The 18,795-nt window shown below is 71.5% G+C and carries 16 protein-coding genes; 8 read left to right on the forward strand and 8 right to left on the reverse strand.

The window, feature by feature from the left end:
* Positions 1 to 163: 163 nt before the first annotated feature.
* The 3 genes from ACZ43N_RS01440 to ACZ43N_RS01450 all read right to left on the reverse strand — a co-directional run bounded on the left by ACZ43N_RS01440 (position 164) and on the right by ACZ43N_RS01450 (position 5,355).
* A complete protein-coding gene (locus tag ACZ43N_RS01440; RefSeq protein ID WP_468094291.1) occupies positions 164 to 1,348 on the reverse strand; it encodes an NAD(P)/FAD-dependent oxidoreductase in 1,185 nt (394 codons plus the stop codon).
* A 459-nt stretch (positions 1,349 to 1,807) separates the two neighbouring features.
* Positions 1,808 to 3,394, reverse strand: a complete 1,587-nt coding sequence (locus tag ACZ43N_RS01445) for an amino acid adenylation domain-containing protein (RefSeq protein ID WP_468094292.1) — start codon at positions 3,392 to 3,394, stop codon at positions 1,808 to 1,810.
* Complete coding sequence (locus ACZ43N_RS01450) at positions 3,391 to 5,355, reverse strand: beta-ketoacyl synthase N-terminal-like domain-containing protein (protein WP_468094293.1); 1,965 nt, start codon at positions 5,353 to 5,355, stop codon at positions 3,391 to 3,393. Before ACZ43N_RS01450 ends, ACZ43N_RS01445 begins: the two co-directional genes overlap by 4 nt.
* A gap of 709 nt (positions 5,356 to 6,064) precedes the next feature.
* Here ACZ43N_RS01450 and ACZ43N_RS01455 point away from each other — a divergent pair.
* Complete coding sequence (locus ACZ43N_RS01455; RefSeq protein WP_468094294.1) at positions 6,065 to 7,084, forward strand: GAF domain-containing protein; 1,020 nt, start codon at positions 6,065 to 6,067, stop codon at positions 7,082 to 7,084.
* Positions 7,085 to 7,401: 317 nt separating this feature from the next.
* On the opposite strand, the gene ACZ43N_RS01460 is transcribed toward ACZ43N_RS01455, so the two are convergent.
* Positions 7,402 to 8,364 (reverse strand): helix-turn-helix domain-containing protein, encoded by a 963-nt coding sequence (locus tag ACZ43N_RS01460; protein WP_468094295.1) that lies wholly within the window; start codon positions 8,362 to 8,364, stop codon positions 7,402 to 7,404.
* A 354-nt stretch (positions 8,365 to 8,718) separates the two neighbouring features.
* Here ACZ43N_RS01460 and ACZ43N_RS01465 point away from each other — a divergent pair, with 354 nt between their 5' ends.
* The 5 genes from ACZ43N_RS01465 to ACZ43N_RS01485 are packed head-to-tail and all read left to right on the forward strand — an operon-like array spanning position 8,719 to position 12,760.
* On the forward strand, positions 8,719 to 10,035 hold the full coding sequence (locus ACZ43N_RS01465; RefSeq protein WP_468094296.1) for an ATP-binding protein: 1,317 nt from the start codon (positions 8,719 to 8,721) through the stop codon (positions 10,033 to 10,035).
* Positions 10,032 to 10,445: a roadblock/LC7 domain-containing protein gene (locus ACZ43N_RS01470; RefSeq protein ID WP_468094297.1), complete on the forward strand. Its 414-nt coding sequence runs from the start codon at positions 10,032 to 10,034 to the stop codon at positions 10,443 to 10,445. Before ACZ43N_RS01465 ends, ACZ43N_RS01470 begins: the two co-directional genes overlap by 4 nt.
* The gene (locus ACZ43N_RS01475) at positions 10,442 to 10,840 is read left to right on the forward strand and encodes a DUF742 domain-containing protein (protein ID WP_468094298.1); all 399 of its coding nucleotides are present in this window, start codon (positions 10,442 to 10,444) and stop codon (positions 10,838 to 10,840) included. The genes ACZ43N_RS01470 and ACZ43N_RS01475 overlap by 4 nt, the downstream gene beginning before the upstream one ends.
* Entirely contained in the window at positions 10,818 to 11,420 is a 603-nt protein-coding gene (locus tag ACZ43N_RS01480) for a GTP-binding protein (protein ID WP_468094299.1), read from the forward strand. The genes ACZ43N_RS01475 and ACZ43N_RS01480 overlap by 23 nt, the downstream gene beginning before the upstream one ends.
* Positions 11,417 to 12,760 (forward strand): cytochrome P450, encoded by a 1,344-nt coding sequence (locus tag ACZ43N_RS01485; protein ID WP_468094300.1) that lies wholly within the window; start codon positions 11,417 to 11,419, stop codon positions 12,758 to 12,760. Before ACZ43N_RS01480 ends, ACZ43N_RS01485 begins: the two co-directional genes overlap by 4 nt.
* A gap of 265 nt (positions 12,761 to 13,025) precedes the next feature.
* Here the strand turns inward: ACZ43N_RS01485 and ACZ43N_RS01490 are convergent, their stop codons facing one another.
* Positions 13,026 to 14,273 carry a cytochrome P450 family protein gene (locus ACZ43N_RS01490; RefSeq protein WP_468094301.1) on the reverse strand — a complete coding sequence of 416 codons (1,248 nt, stop codon included), beginning with the start codon at positions 14,271 to 14,273 and terminating at the stop codon, positions 13,026 to 13,028.
* A 198-nt stretch (positions 14,274 to 14,471) separates the two neighbouring features.
* Between ACZ43N_RS01490 and ACZ43N_RS01495 the strand changes: the two genes are divergently transcribed.
* Positions 14,472 to 14,864, forward strand: a complete 393-nt coding sequence (locus ACZ43N_RS01495) for a hypothetical protein (protein ID WP_468094302.1) — start codon at positions 14,472 to 14,474, stop codon at positions 14,862 to 14,864.
* A 299-nt stretch (positions 14,865 to 15,163) separates the two neighbouring features.
* On the opposite strand, the gene ACZ43N_RS01500 is transcribed toward ACZ43N_RS01495, so the two are convergent.
* Both ACZ43N_RS01500 and ACZ43N_RS01505 read right to left on the reverse strand, forming a co-directional pair.
* Entirely contained in the window at positions 15,164 to 15,580 is a 417-nt protein-coding gene (locus ACZ43N_RS01500) for a DUF6114 domain-containing protein (RefSeq protein WP_468094303.1), read from the reverse strand.
* Positions 15,577 to 16,239, reverse strand: a complete 663-nt coding sequence (locus ACZ43N_RS01505; protein ID WP_468094304.1) for a DUF6230 family protein — start codon at positions 16,237 to 16,239, stop codon at positions 15,577 to 15,579. The genes ACZ43N_RS01500 and ACZ43N_RS01505 overlap by 4 nt, the downstream gene beginning before the upstream one ends.
* A 688-nt stretch (positions 16,240 to 16,927) precedes the next feature.
* Here ACZ43N_RS01505 and ACZ43N_RS01510 point away from each other — a divergent pair.
* On the forward strand, positions 16,928 to 17,581 hold the full coding sequence (locus tag ACZ43N_RS01510) for a Tat pathway signal sequence domain protein (protein ID WP_468094305.1): 654 nt from the start codon (positions 16,928 to 16,930) through the stop codon (positions 17,579 to 17,581).
* 98 nt (positions 17,582 to 17,679) lie between these two features.
* Here ACZ43N_RS01510 and ACZ43N_RS01515 read toward each other — a convergent pair whose 3' ends face one another.
* Complete coding sequence (locus tag ACZ43N_RS01515; protein ID WP_468094306.1) at positions 17,680 to 18,696, reverse strand: lytic polysaccharide monooxygenase auxiliary activity family 9 protein; 1,017 nt, start codon at positions 18,694 to 18,696, stop codon at positions 17,680 to 17,682.
* Positions 18,697 to 18,795: the final 99 nt, after the last annotated feature.

The following is an 18,795-nucleotide window of genomic DNA, read 5'->3' on the forward strand; positions in this document are numbered from 1 at the left end:
GCGGTCAGGGATGGCGCGCGTTGCCCGACATCCCCCCTGTGCGCCGACTTGACACGCTGTCGGCAAATGTCAGCGGCCGTGTGGAACCGTATCAGGCCCCGTGCCTGACCGTCAGCATCCACTTGACAGCAACCACACGCCCAGGGGTGGGAGTTGACGAAGATCACAAGAGGGCCAGCAGCTTGGGGGTGTACAGTGCGCTCGCCGTGCCGATGCCGGCCACCGTGTCGAAGTAGATGGACGTCAGTTCGGGGTCCTGCCGGACGGCCCGCAACAGGGACAACCGTTGCTCGTGGGGCTCCAGTCGGGCAACCCCCAAGGTCGCCTCGTACCCCGGAGTGAGAGCGGCGTCACGTTCCTCGCCGTAGGCGTCGAGGGCCGCGTCGAGGGCCGCCGGATCGCCGCCGAGGCGGGGACCCGCGTGCTTCGCCAGGGATTCCGCTTGTTGAAACGCGTCAGTGATTCCACGCGCGGTGATCGAGTCCTTGTGGTGCCCGGAGTCCCCGACCAGCGCCCAACCGGGCCCCGCTGCCTGCCGGAAGAAGTTCTGCTGGTCGCCGGTCCCGCGCAGCCGCTCCAGCGGCTCGCGGCCCGCGATACGTTCGTGGAGGGCGGGCGCGGTGGTGCGGACCTGCTCCAGGTACGCCGCGGAGGCGTCGGAGCGGATCTCGTCGAAGCGGGCCTGGGGGAAGTAGGCGAGGACGAGGGTGGCCCCGTCGTTGGTCGCGACGGCCGCCACCCAGGACCCGGGGCTCTCGTAGAGCTCCAACGTGGCCGGGACGTCCGTGTAGTAGGCGTAGTACGCGCAGGTCAGCCGTTCGTCCTCGACGGTGAACGGCGCCTTCGCGAGATCGGCGACGGTGGAGCGCATGCCGTCGGCGCCGACGACGAGGTGGGCGCGTTCGCTGAAGGGCCGTCCGTCGTGTCTGCCCTCCACCCCGACGACCCGGCCCGAGGTGTCGTGCAGCAGAGCGGTGACCACGCACTTCTCGCGGTACTCCACTCCGGCGGCGACCGCCGCCTCCACCAGGACCGGGTCGAGGACCCGGCGCCGGGGCGCGTACGCGGCGCGCTGCCCCTCCACCCCGCGGGCGCAGCCCTCCAGCCGTATGTCCGCCACCTCGTACGTCACCTGGTCGAGCGGCGGGCAGCCGGTGGCGCGCACGGCGTCGAGGAGGCCCCAGCGGGCGAGGGCGGCGACCCCCGGCTGATGGATGAGGTGGGTGGACAGGGTGTCCGAGCCGAAGACCCCCTTGTCGAGCAGGAGGACGCGGTGGCCGGCGCGGGCCAGCAGCATGGCGGTCGGGGCTCCGGCGCAGCGCGCCCCTACCACGATGGCGTCGAACATGTGGGCCTCACTACATAGGTGAATGTCGGAAGGGGAGCGGACGCGCCGGCGGGAGAGGTGGGGGCACCGGCGAGGGGTGCGGGGACCGGCACGCCGGGCGCGGCCGGTCCCTCCGGGGACGCGAGAACCCCCGAGAAGCGCGTGCGGACGCCCCCGGGCTGCGCGCGTACACCCCGGAGGAGGAGGCGGTTCGCGGCGGGTGGAGGAATCGAGCGTCTTCGGGGGTTCATGGGTGACGGGATCGGAGAATCGGGGGGCCAGGGGGCGCGCCGGCCGGGGGTCGGGTGCTCGGCTTCGAGCAGTCGTGGTGGGCGGGGGGCGAGTGGGCGGGGACGGGGCTTGGTCGGGGCGGGACGGGGAGCGTCCTCTTCATCGCTCCCCATGGTCGTGGGCGGTCGCTCTGGGTGGAGGTGAGGATTCCGGGGAGGGCGGGGAGATGTCGGCGGGGCGGGGGAAAGGTCAGCGGGGACGGGTGAGTTCGGTGAGGAGGGCCCGGCGGTCGATCTTGCCGTTGGGATTGAGCGGCAGTTCGTCGAGGACGGTGATCCGGCGCGGCAGCATATAAGGGGGCAGCCGGGAGCCGAGCCCGGCGAACAGCCGGCCGGAGTCGCAGCCGGTGCCGCTGACGGCGGCTTCCAGCTCCGGCTCGCCGTCGGCGGCCGGCACCGCGAGCACGACCGCCTCGCGCACACCGTGCTGCTCCCGCAGCATCGCCTCGATCTCCCCGAGCTCGATGCGATGGCCCCGGATCTTCACCTGGTGGTCGGTGCGCCCGAGGTGGATCAACTGCCCGTCCCGCAGGGCGACCCGGTCGCCGGTGCGGTACCAGTCGGTCTCGTTGACCGTGCCGGGGCCGCCGTCGGCGCGGACGAAACGGCCCGCGTCGTTCGCCGGGTCCAGATAGCCGGGGAAGCGCTGCGGGCCGCGCACGCACAGCTCACCGGTGTCGGCGGGCTCACCGTCCTCGTCCAGGAGCAGGAAGTCCAGGGTGGGGAAGAATCTGCCGATGGGTGCCGTGCCGTTCGGTGTCTGCGGCCAGTCGGCCAGGTTCGCCGGGAAGCGGTAGCGGGTGCAGGAGATGGTCAGCTCCGTCGGCCCGTACAGCACTTCGAGCTCGCTGTTCGGCGCGGCCTCCCGCCACTCGCGGGCGGCGCCGAGCGGCAGGGGTTCACCGCCGAAGATCGTCCACCGCAGGGTGGGCATGCTGCCCGGCTTCAAGGTGCCGAGACGGGAGGCGAAGGCGATGAGCGAGGGCACCGAGAACCAGTGGGTCAGCCGCAGCCTGTTGACGGTCTTCACCGGCGACAGCAACTGGCTGCGGGCCGGCACCACCAGGGTCGCCCCGCCCGCCCAGGCCACGAACAGATCGTGCACCGAGCCGTCGAAGGTCAGCTCGAACGTCTGCGACATCCGGCTGCCGGGCCCCACTCCGTAGCGGGGCGCCACATGTCCGAGGTTGGCGGAGATGTTCCGGTGGGTGATCGGCACGCCCTTGGGTGCCCCGGTCGAACCGGAGGTGAAGATGATGTACGCCAGATCGTCCGGGCCCACCCGGGGCCACTCGGCGTCCGGGCGGGGCTCCGAGGCCATCTCCGCCAGCCCCGGCTCGTCCAGGACGAGCCGGGGCGCCTCCGTGGTGGTGTCCGCGGTGTCCGTGAGGACCAGGTCCAGCTCGGCCGACCGGACGATCTCGGCGGTACGGCCGGCCGGGTGCTCCGGGTTGAGGGTGACGACGGTGGCCCCCGCCCGCTGGATCGCGAGGTACCCCGCGTACGCCGCGACCGACCTGCTCGCCAGCAGTCCGATCCGCCGGGGCCGGTCACCTCCCGCGGCGGTGAGCAACCGGGCGGCGATCCCCTCGGCGAGCCGTCGCAGCTCGGCGTACGTCAGCCGCTGGTCCCCGACCTCCAGTGCGACCTCGTCCGCGAACTCCTCGGCGGAGCGGGCGAACCAGCCGTACAGGGTCTGCGGGTCGGTGCCCTGGCCGGGCGTCACCGGGCCGGGTCTGTTCGGATCGGGCGTGCCGACCCCGGGGCGGGAGCTCATCGGGCCGCGGCCTCCAACTCACGGGTCCACTCGCGCAGTTCGCCGACCGTGCGCAGACGGCCGAACTCCTCCGGATCGACTTCCTGGCCCGACCGCCTGGTCAGCTCCACCACGATACGGAGCCGGGCGAGCGAGTCGATGCCGATCTCGGTGAGGGTGGAGCCGTCGTCGAAGCCGGTGCGGGCGTGCTCCCGCAGCAGCCAGGAGGACAGGTCGCCCTCCAGGTCCCCGCCGCCGCAGGCGCTCTCACCGGGCCAGTACCGCTTGGTCTGCCACGGGTAGTGGGGGAGCGGTACGAAGCGGGCGCCCTTCTTGAACTCCTTGAACTCCTTCTCCCAGTCCACCTCCTCGCCCGCGCGATAGCGGTCGGCGACCTCGGAGGTGCCGGGCGCGCCCGATGTCCCGGTGAGCGCGGCCACCAGTTCCGCGTGCGTGGCGCCGGACACCGCCATCCGGTGCTCGTGGTGGCTGCGGCGCAGCGCGGCGCTGAAGCAGATGTCCCGCACCGGGTACCCGGCACCCGCTCCTGCGTCGCCGAGGTACTCCGCGTACGACCGGGCCAGCGCGTCCAGCGCGGCGGGCGTCCGGGCGGAGAGCGGAAGCACATACGTGGTGATCGACAGCACCGCCCTGAGCCTCTCCGTGAAGGTCTCCTTGGCGGGCTCGGCCTGACGCAGAACCACATGGGCGTTGAGGGCGGAAGAACCTTGACCGGATATGCCCATGACAGCCGGACGCCCGTGGTCGCCCAGGGGACGCGACGAGCGGGGTATCTCCAGGGGCAGTTCGTCCCAGGCGACCGCGGGGTTGGGGGTCTCCACATGGAGGCTGGCCGGGATCTCGCCGTGCTCCAGGCAGAGCACCGCCTTGATCAGCCCGGCCAGTCCGCCCGCCGCCTCCGCGTGACCGATGTTCGACTTCACCGAGCCGACCAGCAGCGGCCGCTCCGCCGGGCGCCCCTCGCCCAGCACCTTGCCGAGCGCGGTCAGCTCCAGCGGGTCGAACACGGGGGAGCCGGAGCCGTGCGCCTCGACGTAGTCGACGTCGGCGGGGTCGATCCCGGCGTCCTCGTACGCCCAGCGCAGCACGTCGAGCTGGCCGGTGAGGGAGGGGATGAGCACCGAGTCGCTGGTGCCGCCGTCGTTGCCGACGGCGCTGCCCTGGATGACGGCGCGGATCCGGTCCCCGTCGGTGACCGCGTCGGCGAGGGGCTTCAGCACGACGACGGCGACGGCGTCGCTGGGCGCGTGCCCGTCGGCGCTCGCGTCACCGAACCTGCTGCGCCCGTCCGCGGACATGCCCCCGGCCGCGGTCATCACCTGGCCCTCGTCGGGGCGGAGTTTGAGGTTCACGCCGGCGACCACGGCCAGCGGGATCTCCTTGGCACGCAGGCTCTGCACGGCGCTGTGCACGGCGGTGAGCGAGGACGAGCACGCCGTGTCCACGACCATGCTGGGGCCGCGGAGGTCGAAGAAGTGGGAGAGCCGGGCCGGCAGCAGCGAGCGGAAGTTGTGCAGCTGGGCGGCGGTCGCCCCGTCGGGGCCGAGCCGCAGGGCGCGCTCCAGGTAGTCGGCGCGGGCGTTGCCCACGAAGACCCCGGTACGGCTGCCCGCCAGGGCGTCCGGCCGCTGGCCCGCGTCCTCCAGCGCCTCCCAGGTGGTCATCAGCAACAGGCGCTGCTGCGGGTCGAGTTCCACCGCCTCGGTGGCGGACAGTCCGAAGAACTCGGCGTCGAACTCCGCCGCCTCCACATATCCGGCCCGCCTGCTGGCCAACTTGCCGGGGCCCGGCCGGGGTTCGTGCAGGGCGTCCACGTCGTAACGTTCCGGTGGGGTCTCGCTGGTGGCGTCCACGCCGTCGCGCAGCAGCTTCCACAGTTCGTCGGTCCCGGCGGCCCCCGGGAGTCGGCAGGCCATGCCGATCACTGCCACGGACCGTGCGTCCACGTCCGACTTCTTCAACGGACCTCTCCTTCGCAGTTGCGTCGATGTGCCTGTGTGATGGCGCGCTCGACCTCCACGTGTCCCCGGGGGCGCCGAGTCCGGCGGATGGTGAGCATGTTTCAGGTTCACGAGTCTGAAGTGGCCACCCGGACGTCCTCGTACCGGGTCCCCCGTGGAACAGCGGGGCAGGGCGCCCTCACTCAGGCCTGTCGACGACAGGCCCCGGGACCTGTCGTCGACAGGTCCCTAACCGGAACGGTGGCCGACCGTCCCGGATGCTGTACTGCGGCGCTGTGCGCTCAGTGGATCTTGGCGCGAAAACGTCTTGGGCGGAAGCGTGTTCCAGCCCACATGTGAGACCGGGGGTCCGCAGCCCGAACCGCACTCGCCCCACCGCTCGACACCCTCTCGTTCAGCCGGAAGCGCACGCACGACCGTCGAAAACCGGACCATCGCACGATTGTCGTACGCAAAATCGTTTCCGCTTGATTGTCGTTCAAGGTTTGGCGGGAAGTGATCGCCGAAGGTTGAAACTCGGAGAAATTTGGACAGGCTCCCGGGTTGGCCGGCAGGGCGGGGCCCGTGAGGCAGGGGGTCCGTCAGGGCCGTCCGTGGCACTGTCCATCAGGTCAGCCTAGAGGGACCACCGTTGTCTGTGAGGCATCCGGGACAGAAATTAACGGCCGTGGTGAACCGCGGAGTCCTGGATTCTGCTTTCATCTGCGGTATGGATCCCCTGACCTCATCCGACCAGGCACTCCGCGCGAGCGAACAGCGCAGGCTACGGCTGCAGGTGCTCGGCCTCAACAGCGTGGAAGCGGAAGCCACCTTCGACCGGGTGGCCCGGCTCGCCGCGAGCTTCACCCGCTCGCCCCTGGCCATGGTGAACTTCATCAACGACGAGCGGCAGATGTTCCGCGGCATGTACATCCCGCCCTCGTCCCCCGGTGAGAAGGTCGGCCCGGACAGCCCGGCCATCCCCTTCGACCTGAGCGAACTGTCCCGTGAGGCGCCCGGCGACTACGGCTTCTGCCCCCATGTGGTCGCCCAGGGGTCCCAGCTCGCCCTGGACGACGTCTTCGACTACCCCAGGTTCAAGGGCAACCCCCTCGTCAACGACCTGGGCGTCCGTTCGTACCTCGGCACCCCCCTGCGCGACAACACCGGCATGATCCTCGGCACCCTCTGTGTCGCCGACTTCGAGCCCCGCCAGTGGGACCGCCGGATACGCGAGGCCATGCAGGAGCTCTCCGAGACCCTGCTCGCCGACTTCAAACTGCGCGACAGCCTGCTCGCCCAGCAGCAGGAACTGTTCGCGGTCTTCGACGGGGCCCCCTTCCCCATCATGCTCACCGAGGGCCCCAACCACCTGCTGCGCTACGCCAACGGCAAGCAGGGGCAGGCCTTCGGCATGGTCCCGCAGTTCAGCCCGGGCCGCCTCGCCCTGCCTCATCTGGACGCGGTCGGCGTCTTCAACGCCATGGACGACGCCTTCCACAGCGGCCGTGCCGCAACCCTCTCCCGCGCGCACCTCGGCACGTACGACTACCCTCAGCCCCAGGAGTTCGACTTCCTGTGCACCCCCGTGCGTACCTCGCCCGGCGCGCCCATCAGCGGTGTGCTGACGGTCGCCATGAACGTCACCGGGCAGGCCTTCGCCGGCCCCGAGCAGCAGGCCTTCGCCGCCAACGTCCAGGAGCGCTTCGAGCGGCTCGGCGCGGGCGCGTTCCCGGGGCAGCCGCAGTAGATGACGGGCCGGGCGCCGCTCGGGCCGGGCACCCGCCGACGGACCGGGCGCGTGATGAGACGTAAATCACGTGACCCGGTCCGGCCTCAATCGGGACAACCCTCTGATGTGGCAACCACTTGCGGATAATCTCGGCCAAGTTCCGCATCCTAGGAATCGAGACATCTGACGGGAGACGTCCGACATCCGGCGCATTCCGTGCCCCCGCCGTGTGGCTTGTGAGCGACGTGTCGACGGATGGCCGGAAAACCTCCAAAGGGAAGAGCTGCAAGGGGTCGCCGCACGGTCCTCTCGCCGGGTGCCTGCGTGCCGGCCGGTCAGCGCGGACTCTGCCGCATCTCCCTCGGGCTCACCCCGTAGCGCCGCCGGAAGGCCGTGCTGAGAGCACTCGCCGAGGAGAACCCCGCGGCATAGGCCAGGTCGGTGATCGAGACGTGCTCGCACTCGCCGCACAGCAGCCGGTCCCGCACCAGCCGCAGCCGCTCCTCGCGGATCAGCTCGCGGGGCGTGGTGCCCGCCTGCTGCAACGCGAGCTGTATCTGCCGCAGCGACCAGCCGAGGGCACGCGCCACCGTCGTCCCCGTGAGGTTCGGGTCGGCCACATGCTCGCGCACATAGCGGCGGACCATCGCCTCCACCTCGCCCAGCTGCCCCGGCACATCGGGGCGGTCGTCCCCGGCGGCCAGCATGCACACCAGCTCCACGACCCGGTCGGAAACGGCGTCGAACTCAGGGTCGGTGAGATGCTCCCGCTCCTCGTGCAGACCGGTAAGCATCGAACCCACGATCCGGCCGAGGCCCCTGCTCAGGTCCAGCCCGGCCGCCACCGGCGACCGGCAGCCCAGCCGGCCGTTCACCTCGCGGGCCGGAATGGTGAGGATGAACGCGTCGACGGCGTCGCTCTGCACGCACTGGAACGGCGAGGCGAAGGAGACCAGCGCCCCCGTCCCCGGCGTCAGCCGCGCCTCCTCACCGTCCTGCCGCAACACGATCTCCCCGCCCAGGGGCAGCAGCAGTCGGTAGTCCTCGTCCGGGTCCTGCCGCACCTGGTGCCGGGTCCGGCTGTACTCGATCTCGTCCGAGCGGTACTTCACCAGTTGATACGTGTCGGTGCGCTGCCGGACCGTCCACCCCAGGAAGTTCTCCGCGCGGGCGTATCTGAAGCCCATCCGGGAGTGGTAAGAGCCGATGTGCTCGGTCCAGAAGTCGGCCCGCTCCCGCGGATCGAGCTCCTCGGTGTTCAGCGCGTCGACGGCATAGCTACCCGCGGGCAACGCCACTCCTCCCGGTCATCGGTCCCGACGGCTTCCTTGCGGTCTCATACGATCCCTGACGGAAAAAGCTTCAACTGGTGCATGATCAAGCACGATTGGAGTCCGATCGGCCGTGGGGGCACCCTAGCGCGGCAAGCGACTGCCGTGCCGGGCGGTCGGTCCGGCTTTCCCGGAGGGAAGATCGACCGGTCCGTCCCGGCCCCTTGCGCCACTCATGCGCCCTGTGACAACTTCCCTGCGCGTCAAGGGAAGACCCGCCGGAGCCGCCTCACTATCGTCGGGCGCTCCGTCAACCCGCGTTCACCGTCCGGGACCTGAGAACGTTCCGGGACTTGAGGACGTAAGGACACGTGGACTTTCATGACCGATCAGATACCGCAGGCGGTGACCTGGGGCCTGGCCGCGGCCCTGCTCGCCACCGCCGTGCTCCTGCTGCGCCAGCACGGGATCACCGCGCGGCACCGCAGACGCCACGCCGACCTGGTCCGCGAGGTCCGGGCGCGTGAGGAGGAGCTGCGCCACCTGGTCTCGGTCCGGCTGCCGGCCCTCGCCGACCACCCCGGCCAGGACGTCTCCGGCATCGGACCGCGCGACGCGCGGATCGCCGCCACCGAGTTCGGCAAGCATGTGGAGCAGGTCCTCGCCCTCTTCTCCCTCGCCGTCGACCACGCCCGGTCCCGCGCCGACCGGTCCGCGAAGGCCGCCCTGCAGGCGTCGATGCGCTCCCTCCAGGCCCTCGCCAACGAACAGCAGGTCTCCATCGCCGAGATGCAGGACCGGCACGACGACCCCGATGTCCTGCGCGACCTGCTGGAGGTCGACCACACCAACGCCCAGTTCGGCCGCCGCGCCCAGGCCGTCGCCGTCCTGTGCGGATCCTGGCCGGGCCGCCAGCACGCCACCTCCCCGCTGATCGACGTCGTCCGCGGCGCCACCTCCCGCATCCGCGACTACCGGCGCATCCGGGTCAACGGCCAGGTCGACATCGCTGTCGAGAGCCGCGCCGTGGAACCGGTCGTCCTCGCGATCGCCGAACTGCTCGACAACGCCGCCCGCCACTCGCAGCCCGACACCACCGTCGAGGTCACCGTGCAGTCCGTGCACAACGGCGCCTGCGTCATCATCGACGACGCCGGCGTCGGCATGGACGCACAGGCCGTCGAGAGCGCCGGCCGGCTGCTCGGCGGACGCCGGGCCCTGGACGTCACCCGCCTCGGCGACCCGCCCCGGTTCGGCTTCGCCGTCATCGGAGTGCTCGCCCAGCGGTACGGGTTCAGCGTCTCCGTCGACACCCGCTCCCCCTACGGCGGCGTCCGCGCCGTGGCGCTCCTGCCGGCCGCGCTGCTCACCCACCTGGAGCCCGCCGCCCCCGAGGCCCCGCCCCGCCCGGCGCCCACGCCCGAGGCCCCGCCCCGCCCGGCGGTCACCGAGGGCACCACCGAGGGCGGTCTCCCCAAACGCCGCCGCCGCACCCCCAGCCGCCGGATGGCCCTGGAGCCGGAACCCTTCGAGTCCGAGGAGCCGCCCGGCCGTTCACCCGAGGAGAACGCCCGCATCATGGGCGCCTTCGCCCGCGGCACCCGCTTCGGCCGGGCCGCCGGGCGCATCCTCGACGACGACCTCGTCGCCCCCGGACCGTCCACCCCCCACGACAACGAAGGGACCCCCCACGCATGAGCGAGCCCACGACCAACGAGCTGGGCTGGATGCTCGACGACGTACTGAAGGTGCCCGAGGCGCGGCACGCGATCCTGCTCTCTGCCGACGGCATGCTCCGCGCCCACTCCGCCGGTATCGACCGCGACGACGCCGAACGCCTCGCCGCCGGCCTCTCCGGCCTCCAGTCGATCAGCCGCAGCACCGCCGAGTTCTGCGGCCCGTCCACCAGCCCCTGGCGGCAGACCCTCATCGAGTTCGGGCACGGCTACGTCTTCCTCGTCGCGGCCGGCGAGGGCGCCCACCTCGCCGTCTCCACCGGCGTCGAGGTGGACATGGAGTCCGTGACCTACCGCATGCACAAACTCGTCGACCGGCTCGGCAAGGAGCTGTCCACCCCGGCCAGGCCGACCACGGGCAGCCGGACATGACGCCCCGCCCCCGGCCCGGCGGGCGTCTGGTGCGGTCCTACGTCGTCACCGACGGCCGCGCCCGCCCCACCCGCAACACCCTGGATCTGATCACGCTGCTGTCCGCCGCCGCCGATCTGCCGCTCACCGGGCTGAACCCGGAGAAACGCCGGGTGATGGAGCTGTGCCGGCCCGGCGCGCTCTCCCTGGGCGAGGTCGCGGGGCACCTCGGGCTGCCGGTCAGCGTCACCAAGGTGCTGGTCGCCGACCTCATGGACAGCGGCCACATCGTCACCCGCGCGCCGTCCCCCGGTTTCCAGAACCCCTTCGAGCAGGGTGAACGCCCCTCGGCCGTCCGGCGGTTCGATGCCGGCATCCTCCAGGAGGTCCTCGATGGGCTTCGTGCCCGCCTCTGACGACGTGTATCTGCGGCCGACCGTGCAGCGCGCGCTCAAACTGCTCGTCGTCGGGCACTTCGCGGTCGGCAAGACCACGTTCGTCGGCACGCTCTCCGAGATACGGCCGCTGCGCACCGAGGAGGTCCTGACCCGGGCCGGCGCCCTCGTCGACGATCTCGCCGGCACCCGCGACAAGACCACCACCACCGTCGCGCTGGACTTCGGCCGCCTCACCCTCAACCCGTCCCTGGTCCTCTACCTGTTCGGCACCCCGGGACAGCAGCGCTTCGCCCGGCTCTGGGAGGAGACGACCCGCGGCGCCCTCGGCGCGCTGGTCCTCGCCGACACCCGCCGGCTGTCCCACTCCTTCGACGTGATGGGCACCCTGGAGGATCTGGGCCTGCCGTACGCAGTCGCCGTCAACGACTTCGACGGCGCCCCCGTGCACGACCTCACCGAGGTGCGCGAGGCCCTCGACCTGCTGCCCGAGACCCCGCTCGTCCGCTGCGACGCCCGCGATCCCGACTCCTCCACCCGGGCGCTGATCGCGCTCGTGGAGTACCTGCTGAGCCGAGACGCCGAACTGGAGCACGCGTGACCCCCGAGACGCCGTCCGGCCCGCCCCCGGGCTGCCCGGCCCACGAACCCCTCTACGGCCCCGCCTTCGCCGCCGACCCGGCCGCCGTCTACCGGCGACTGCGCGCACACGGGCCCACCGCACCCGTCGAGCTCGCCCCCGGGGTCCGCGCCACCCTCGTCACCTCGTACGACGCCGCACTGCACGTGCTGCGCAGCACCGAGACCTTCTCCAAGGACCCACGCCGCTGGAACGACCTCGCCGACGGCACCGTCCCCATGGAAAGCCCCGTCGTGCCGATGATGATGTACCGGCCCAACGCCCTGTTCACCGACGGCGAGGAGCACCGGCGGCTGCGGGGTGCCATCACGGACAGCCTCGCCCGCGTCGAGCCCCACACCCTGCGCGGCTACGTCGAGAGCAGCGCCGACACCCTCGTCGACCGGTTCGCGCCCACCGGCAAGGCCGATCTGCTCGGCGAGTACGCGCAGGTCATCCCCCTGCTCGTCTTCAACCACCTCTTCGGCTGCCCCACCGGCCACGGGCTGAAGCTGGTCGAGGGCATGTCCGGGATCTTCGACGGCGTGGACGCCGAGCGGGCCAACGAACTGCTCACCACCACCCTGTTCGACCTGGTCCGGCTCAAGCGGCGCACACCCGGCCCCGATGTCACCTCCTGGCTGGCGGCGCACCCGGCGGCGCTCACCGACGAGGAGATGGTCCACAGCATGGTCGTCCTGATGGGCGGCGGCACCGAGCCGCAGCAGAACCTGATCGCCGGCGCTCTGCGGCTGCTGCTGTCCGACGACCGCTTCGCGGGCGAGTTGTCCGTCGGCAGCCTGCCCGTCGAGGACGCGCTCGACGAGGTGCTGTGGACCGACCCGCCGATGGCCAACTACGCGGTGCACTACCCGGTCAGGGACGTGGTGTACGAGGGTGCGCCGCTGCGGGCCGGCGACCCCGTCGTGGTCTCGCTGGCCGCCGCCAACACCGACCCGGCACTGACGAGCGAGCGTCGGGCGGGCAACCGGGCCCATCTGGCGTGGAGTGCGGGCCCGCACAACTGCCCCGCCCAGAGCGAGGCCCGACTGATCGCCTCGGTGGCGGTGGAGAAGCTCCTCGACCGCCTGCCCGACATAGAACTGGCGGTCCCCGTCGACCAGTTGGAGTGGCGTCCCGGGCCGTTCCACCGTGCGCTCACCGCCCTGCCGGTGACGTTCCCGCCGGCGGCTGCGCCGGGGCCGGAGCCGCGCCCCGCCGCGCCCGCCGTGCAGCCGGAGGCGGCGGCGACGGAGGGCGAGCGTGCGGGGCGGCCGAGGAACGGGTGGGCGCGGCTGTTGTCCTGGTGGCGGGGGGAGTAGGGGGCGCATGGTGGCTCGGCGGCGCGGGGTGCGGTGGCGGCTGCGGGTCCGTCGCGGTTTCTCGCGCAGTTCCCGCGCCCCCGAAAGGCGACCGGGGCTGCGCCCGTGCCTTTCGGCGGAAGGGGCGGGCCGCAGGCCCAGCCCTTCCGGGGGAGGACTGGCCGCAGGCCCGTTCCCTCAGGGGCGCGGGGAACTGTGCGACCAGCCCCCACTCACCCGCAGACGCCCACGCACCCCCACCCGCACACACGAACCGCGGCGGCCCTCACCCCAGCCGCACCGGCAACCGCCGATGTCCATTGGAGATGAACGACTCCACATACCCCAGTTCGTCCCCCGCCGCCCCCAACCGCAGCGAGGGGAACCGCTCGAACAGCGCCGGAAGCGCGATACGGGCCTCCATCCGCCCCAGCGGAGCGCCCAGGCAGAGGTGCGCACCGTGCCCGAACGCGAGGTGCTCCTTGTCGACGCGGGTGACGTCGAAGACGTCCGCGTCCTTCCCGTGCCGCTCGGGATCGCGTCCGGCGGCGGCGTACGCGGCGAGGATCGCCTCGCCCTTGCCGATCACCACACCCTCCGGTCCGCCGAACGCGGCGAGGTCCAGGTCCTCCACCGCGTACCGCAGCGGCAGGCTCGCCACCGGCGCCTCGAACCGCAGGGTCTCCTCCACCACGTCGTCCCAGGTCGCCCGGCCCTGACGGACATGGGCGAGCTGCTCGGCGTGGGTGAGCAGCGAGTACACGGCCTGGTCGAGGAGGTTCACCGTGGTCTCGTGTCCGGCGCTGATCATCAGCACCAGGGTGTCCAGCAGCTCCTGCTCGCTCAGCCGGGCGTCGTCCTCGTCGCGGGCCGAGATCAGCCCGGTGGTCAGGTCGTCGCCGGGCGTGGCCCGCTTCGCGGCGACGAGTTCGCCGAGGACGCCGTAGAGCCGCTCGTAGGCCGCGGTCATCTCACCGGGGTCGGCGGAGGTGTCGAAGATCCGGTCCACCAGCTCCCGCAGCTCCGGCGCCCGTTCCTCGGGCAGCCCGAACAGCTCGCTGATCACGCGGATCGGCAGGGGATAGCAGTACTCCTCCCGCAGATCGACCGTCTCGCCGCGCCGGAAGCCCTCCTCGACGCGGTCGAGCAGCTCCTTGGTGATCTCCTCGATACGCGGCCGCATCGCGGCGGTACGGCGCGCGGTGAACGCCTTGGCGACAAGGGTCCGCAGCCGTTTGTGGTCGCCGCCGTACGCGGTGAACATGTTCTGCACGGCGACCCAGGTGAACAGCGGCCACTCCGGGGTGATCTCGCCGGCCGCGAACCTGGGCCAGTGGCGCCGCGCGTCCTTCGACACCCGGGGATCGGTGAGCAGCCGCTTGAGCAGTTCGGGGCTGCTGACCGCCCACGCCTCGACGGTGGGCGGCCCCGGAAGCACCACGCGGGTGGCCGGACCGTGCGCGCGGATCCGGGCGGCCTCACCGTGGATGTCACGGCCGGACGCGTCAATCACTAACGGGCTGGGGTTGCCCATCGGGCCCTCCTGCGGTCGGGAACACTGCCACGGCACACCGTGGAAACCCGGTCACGCTACGGCTCCACGGCGTCGCGGGGCGAGTTCGCGGGAGGCGCGCTGCGTACCCGGGCAACTTCCCTGCGCGTACTCGCAAGTCGGGTGCGGGACCGGCTCCTAGGATCGGGCCCACCCCCCCATGAAGAGCCGGTGAGAGCCATGACTGTCAGCTGGGCCCCGCGCTGGATGTGCTCGTACAGCCCCGAGGTGCGTACCGTGCCCGCCGGGCGCTGGTGGAACGCCGTGCGGGTGCCGGTCGCCCTCGGCGCGCCGGCGCTGAAGGCCCTCGGGGACGCCACGGGAGCCGTCATCAAGGACGGCTTCGGCGGGATCATGTACTGGCTCGTGCCGCCCGGCGACGCGACCGACTGGCGGATGACGGGCGTCCAGGTCCTCGGACCTGGCTGCCATGTGGCGGTCCCGCCCCTGCGTCGTACGTCGGGCCCCGGCCTCTACTGGCGCGTCCCGCTCTCCCCCGACCGCTACTGGACCGACACGGAACGGCTGCGCTCGGCGCTGGCCGCCGTCGCGCCGTTCCCCGCGCCCCTCTAAGGGGTCCTTTCCCTATGAGCGACCCGGGCGGGCATAGGGAAAGGACCCCTCATGGCCGGGCGGGCAACGTGCGCCCCGTCGCACAAGACGTCGCCTGCCGGGCACCCGGGAGCGCGGGGCCGTCGTACCACGCGTACTAGGGGTGTTGGAAAGTCCCGCACAGCACCCGCGGTGTCCGGCACGCACCCTCGCCGCACCGGCCAAAGACCCACGTAGCGCCGCTACGAGGGCCTTCGTCCGGCACGCCGAGGCCACGCACCGGACACCGCGGGCACCGCACTGGACTTTCACAACACCCCCTACGCCTCGGCGGGCTGCTCCTGCTGGTGCAGCTTCGCGGCCCGCTCACGGGCGCGGTCCCCGCGGGTGCGCCGGGGCTCCTGGTCCGGCAGCCACCCGAAGGCGAGCGTGCTGCCGACCGCGCCCATCAGCAGGCCCACGATGAACCCGCCCATGTTGGACGTGAGCCAGCTGCCCAGGGAGAGCAGGATCCCGAGGATGGAGTAGAACAGGCGCTGGGACGGGTTGAAAACGATCAGCAGCCCGCACACGATCATCAGCGAGGGCAGCAGATAACCCGCCAGGCCCTGCATTCCGATCTTCAGGATGACGGGGAGCGGTGCCTTCATGGTCACCAGGATCTCCGCGCCGCCCAGGAACAGCAGCAGCCCGCCCGCGAAGGGCCGGCGTCCTCTCCACTCCCGGAACTCGTTCACTTCGGGCAGCCCTCGCTCTGGAATCGCATGTGCAGGTCGGGCAGCTTGAAGACGGCCGCGGTGGCGGCGTAGTTGTGCTGGTACAGGTCGGTGATGGTGACCTTGTCGGCCTGCTGGCCGTAGACACCGGGAGGACCCTGCTGTCCGACCTTGTCGAACGTGCTGGAGTCACGGCCGATCTCGATGTTGTTGAACGAGGCGTCGCCGCTGATGTCGTCGGAGTCGATCGCCAGGTTCTTCACGCTCACCGGTGTGGACTTGTCGCCCGCGGTGAGGACGAGCTGGATGCCGCCGAGGTCGACGCTCTGGCAGAGGTTGGTCAGCTTGCCGTTCTTGACGACCGAGGTCACGACGAGCACCTGGCCGCCTGTGTCGCCCTCGTTGGGGCTGCCCTCGATCATGTGGTCCAGCGCGCCGAACTGGGCGAAGCCCTCACCTTCGAGCTTGTCGGCGGTGACGACGAACGGCATGCCGGAGATGGCGAACTGGACACCCAGGGCGCCCTGCGCGGTGAGGATCATCAGACCGGCGGCGACCGCGGTGGCCGGCACCGCCATCACGGCGGCGCGCTTGAGGCGGACCCGCCCGTGTCTGCCGGATGTTTCGGAACCCTCGGGTCTTTCGTTGGTGGACGCCGTGGCGTCCGAGGACGAGGCCATGTGTGCTCCCTGGACCTTTAAGTCATTGCAGATGGGGCTTCGACGGCACGTTGTCCTGGCGCGGACAGCGGTTGCGGCGCATGCCTGAGCACACCTCCCGAGGGTGCAAGGGCTTACTTGCTACGCCGCAGTAGCCAATCCGGAAGTTACCGGTGGTTACATTCAAGGGTCAAGGTGCTTGTGGCAAAAGGATGTTGGTTGTGCCGCCCCTGTGAAAGATGAACATCTCTCACCTTTGGTTTTGTCCTTCCCCGATCCTCCGCGCCGCATGTCACGCGGCGTTTCACCGCACCCAACTTCCTTACGATCCCTTGACGTTGACTCTCGCTCAGGTCTACAACTCTCCCGGGTTTCCCCCAACGGATCCGTGGCGCCGGATCCGACGCGCAGCGCCCGTCACCGTCCCGAGCTCCCGTCGCCGACGGGCGCGGGTGACACAGAAAGCGCTGCGCGGCCCGACGCGGTACCACCCCTCGCCGGTGCCGGGCACGGTCGCCTTCCCCTCCACTGGGCCGTGCCCGGATCCCCGGACCCGTCGCTGTCGATCCGTCACGTACGGAGAAGGCGTGTCACGGATCGGCAGCGACCGAACGGCGCCGAGCGGCATCGCCGCGTTCCCCCGCGCGAACGGTGTCCACCCGCGCGCACCCACCCGCAGTTCTCATCTTCCTGAGAAGAGGCACTCCCCATGCGTACGCGATCCCTCCTTGCCCTCGTCGGAAGCACCGCCGCCCTGATGGTCGCGGCCGTCAGCCCCGCCTCCGCCGCCGACACCGTGCTGACCACCGGCGGTCTCGCCGGTGACGCGGTCGCGGTCGGCGACGTCCTCAACGCCACCCTCGCCTCCGGCACGGCCGCCACGTTCCGCTCCAGCGCCACCGGCACGAGCGGTATCTCCTGTTCCCAGTCGGCCTTCAACGCCACTGTCGCCGACAACCCGGCGGCGCCCGGCACGGCCACCGAGTCCGTCACCGCGCACACCTTCGGCGGATGCACCAGCAACGTCTTCGGTGTGACCGGCGTCAACGGCATCACGGTCAACAACCTGCCCTACACGACGACCGTGACCTCGGACGGTGTCGTCACCGTCAGCCCGCAGGCCGGCTCGGTCATCCAGACCACCGTCGTCCTGCGCACCCTGCTGGGCACCATCAACTGCGTGTACCAGGCGCCCAGCATCAGCGGCACGGCCAGCAACGACGACAACAGCATCAACTTCACCGCCCAGCCGTTCACCCGGACCTCCGGCTCGTCGCTGTGCTTCAGCACCGGCTACTTCACCGCGAAGTACTCGCCCGTCACCGACGGCAACCAGGGCGGCGCCACGGTCTTCGTCAACTGACGCCGACCGGCGAGCACGCACCCCTGACCGGACCGGCCCGCTGAGTACTCACTGATCCGGCCGGCCAACCGAGTACTCATCGGCCGACACCGTCACCGTCAGCGGCGCCTGCGTCCGCGGAGGAAGAGGGTGGCGCCCGCGGCGAGCACCATCGCCGCGGCGCCCCCCGCCACCAGCGGAACCCAGGCGCCGCTGTCGTCCGTCGTGGACGCCACGGGGCTGCCGGGAACCTCCGCGCCGCCGGCCGCGGGCTCCTCGGGCGTCGAGGACGGCTCCCGGGAGGGTGTGGGCGTGGGGGTGCGATCCCCGGTCTTCGGCTTCCTGCTCGGCGTGGGCTTCCCCGCCGCGGCCGGCGTCCGCTCCGTACTCTTCCCACCGGCGTCCTGGTCGGCCTTCGCCGCCGCCGGGAACACCACGTCCGAACACGAGTAGTACGTGTCCACCGTGCTCGTGTTCTGCCAGATCGTGTACAGCACATGGTGCCCGGAGCGGTCGGCCGGCAGCTTCGCCGAGAAGCGGTAGGAGCCCTCCCGCAACGGCGGGTCGGTGACCGAGGCGAACGGCCGCTCCGGCAGGTCGGACCACTTCAGCGGCTTCGTCGGGTCGTACCCCGGCTTGGTCAGGAACAGCTTGAACGTCCCGGTGTGCGGGATCGTCGACCGGTACGTCAGATTGAGCGTGCCGCCGGGGGTGAGGCTCGTCGAGGGCCAGTCCGCGCGGGCCAGATCCAGCCCCCGGTAGGCGGCGAGCCCCCCGCTGCACAGCTTCCCGTCCGGGACGACCTGCCGGTCACGGCCGTTCACCCCGGCGATCCGGAGGTTGTCCCACGCCGTGAAGGGCGCCCCGTTGGCCGCGATCGCCGCCCGGCACGCCGCCGACCCGGCCCGGCCGCCGCCCTCGGGCGAGCACGCCGACACCCGGCTCACCGGATCGGTCGGCGCGCCGTGGGCGGACGCGGGGGTGACGGCCGTCGCCGTCACGAGCAGTGGGGCCGCCACGAGCAGCGCGGCGGTGCGGCGGCCGGCGGTGCGGAGGGCGGGGGTGCCGTGGCCGGCGGAACGAGGGCCGGCGGTGCGGTGGGCGGACAAGCGGTACATCCGGTACGTCCGATCCATGGGGTTCGAGGGTGGGCGGTCCACCGTGTCGTACGGGACCCGGCGAGACCGCGTTCAACGGAACCCGACGCTGTTCGACCGGCCGGATCCAGCCACCCG

This window comes from Streptomyces sp. NPDC030814 (genome assembly GCF_055572155.1).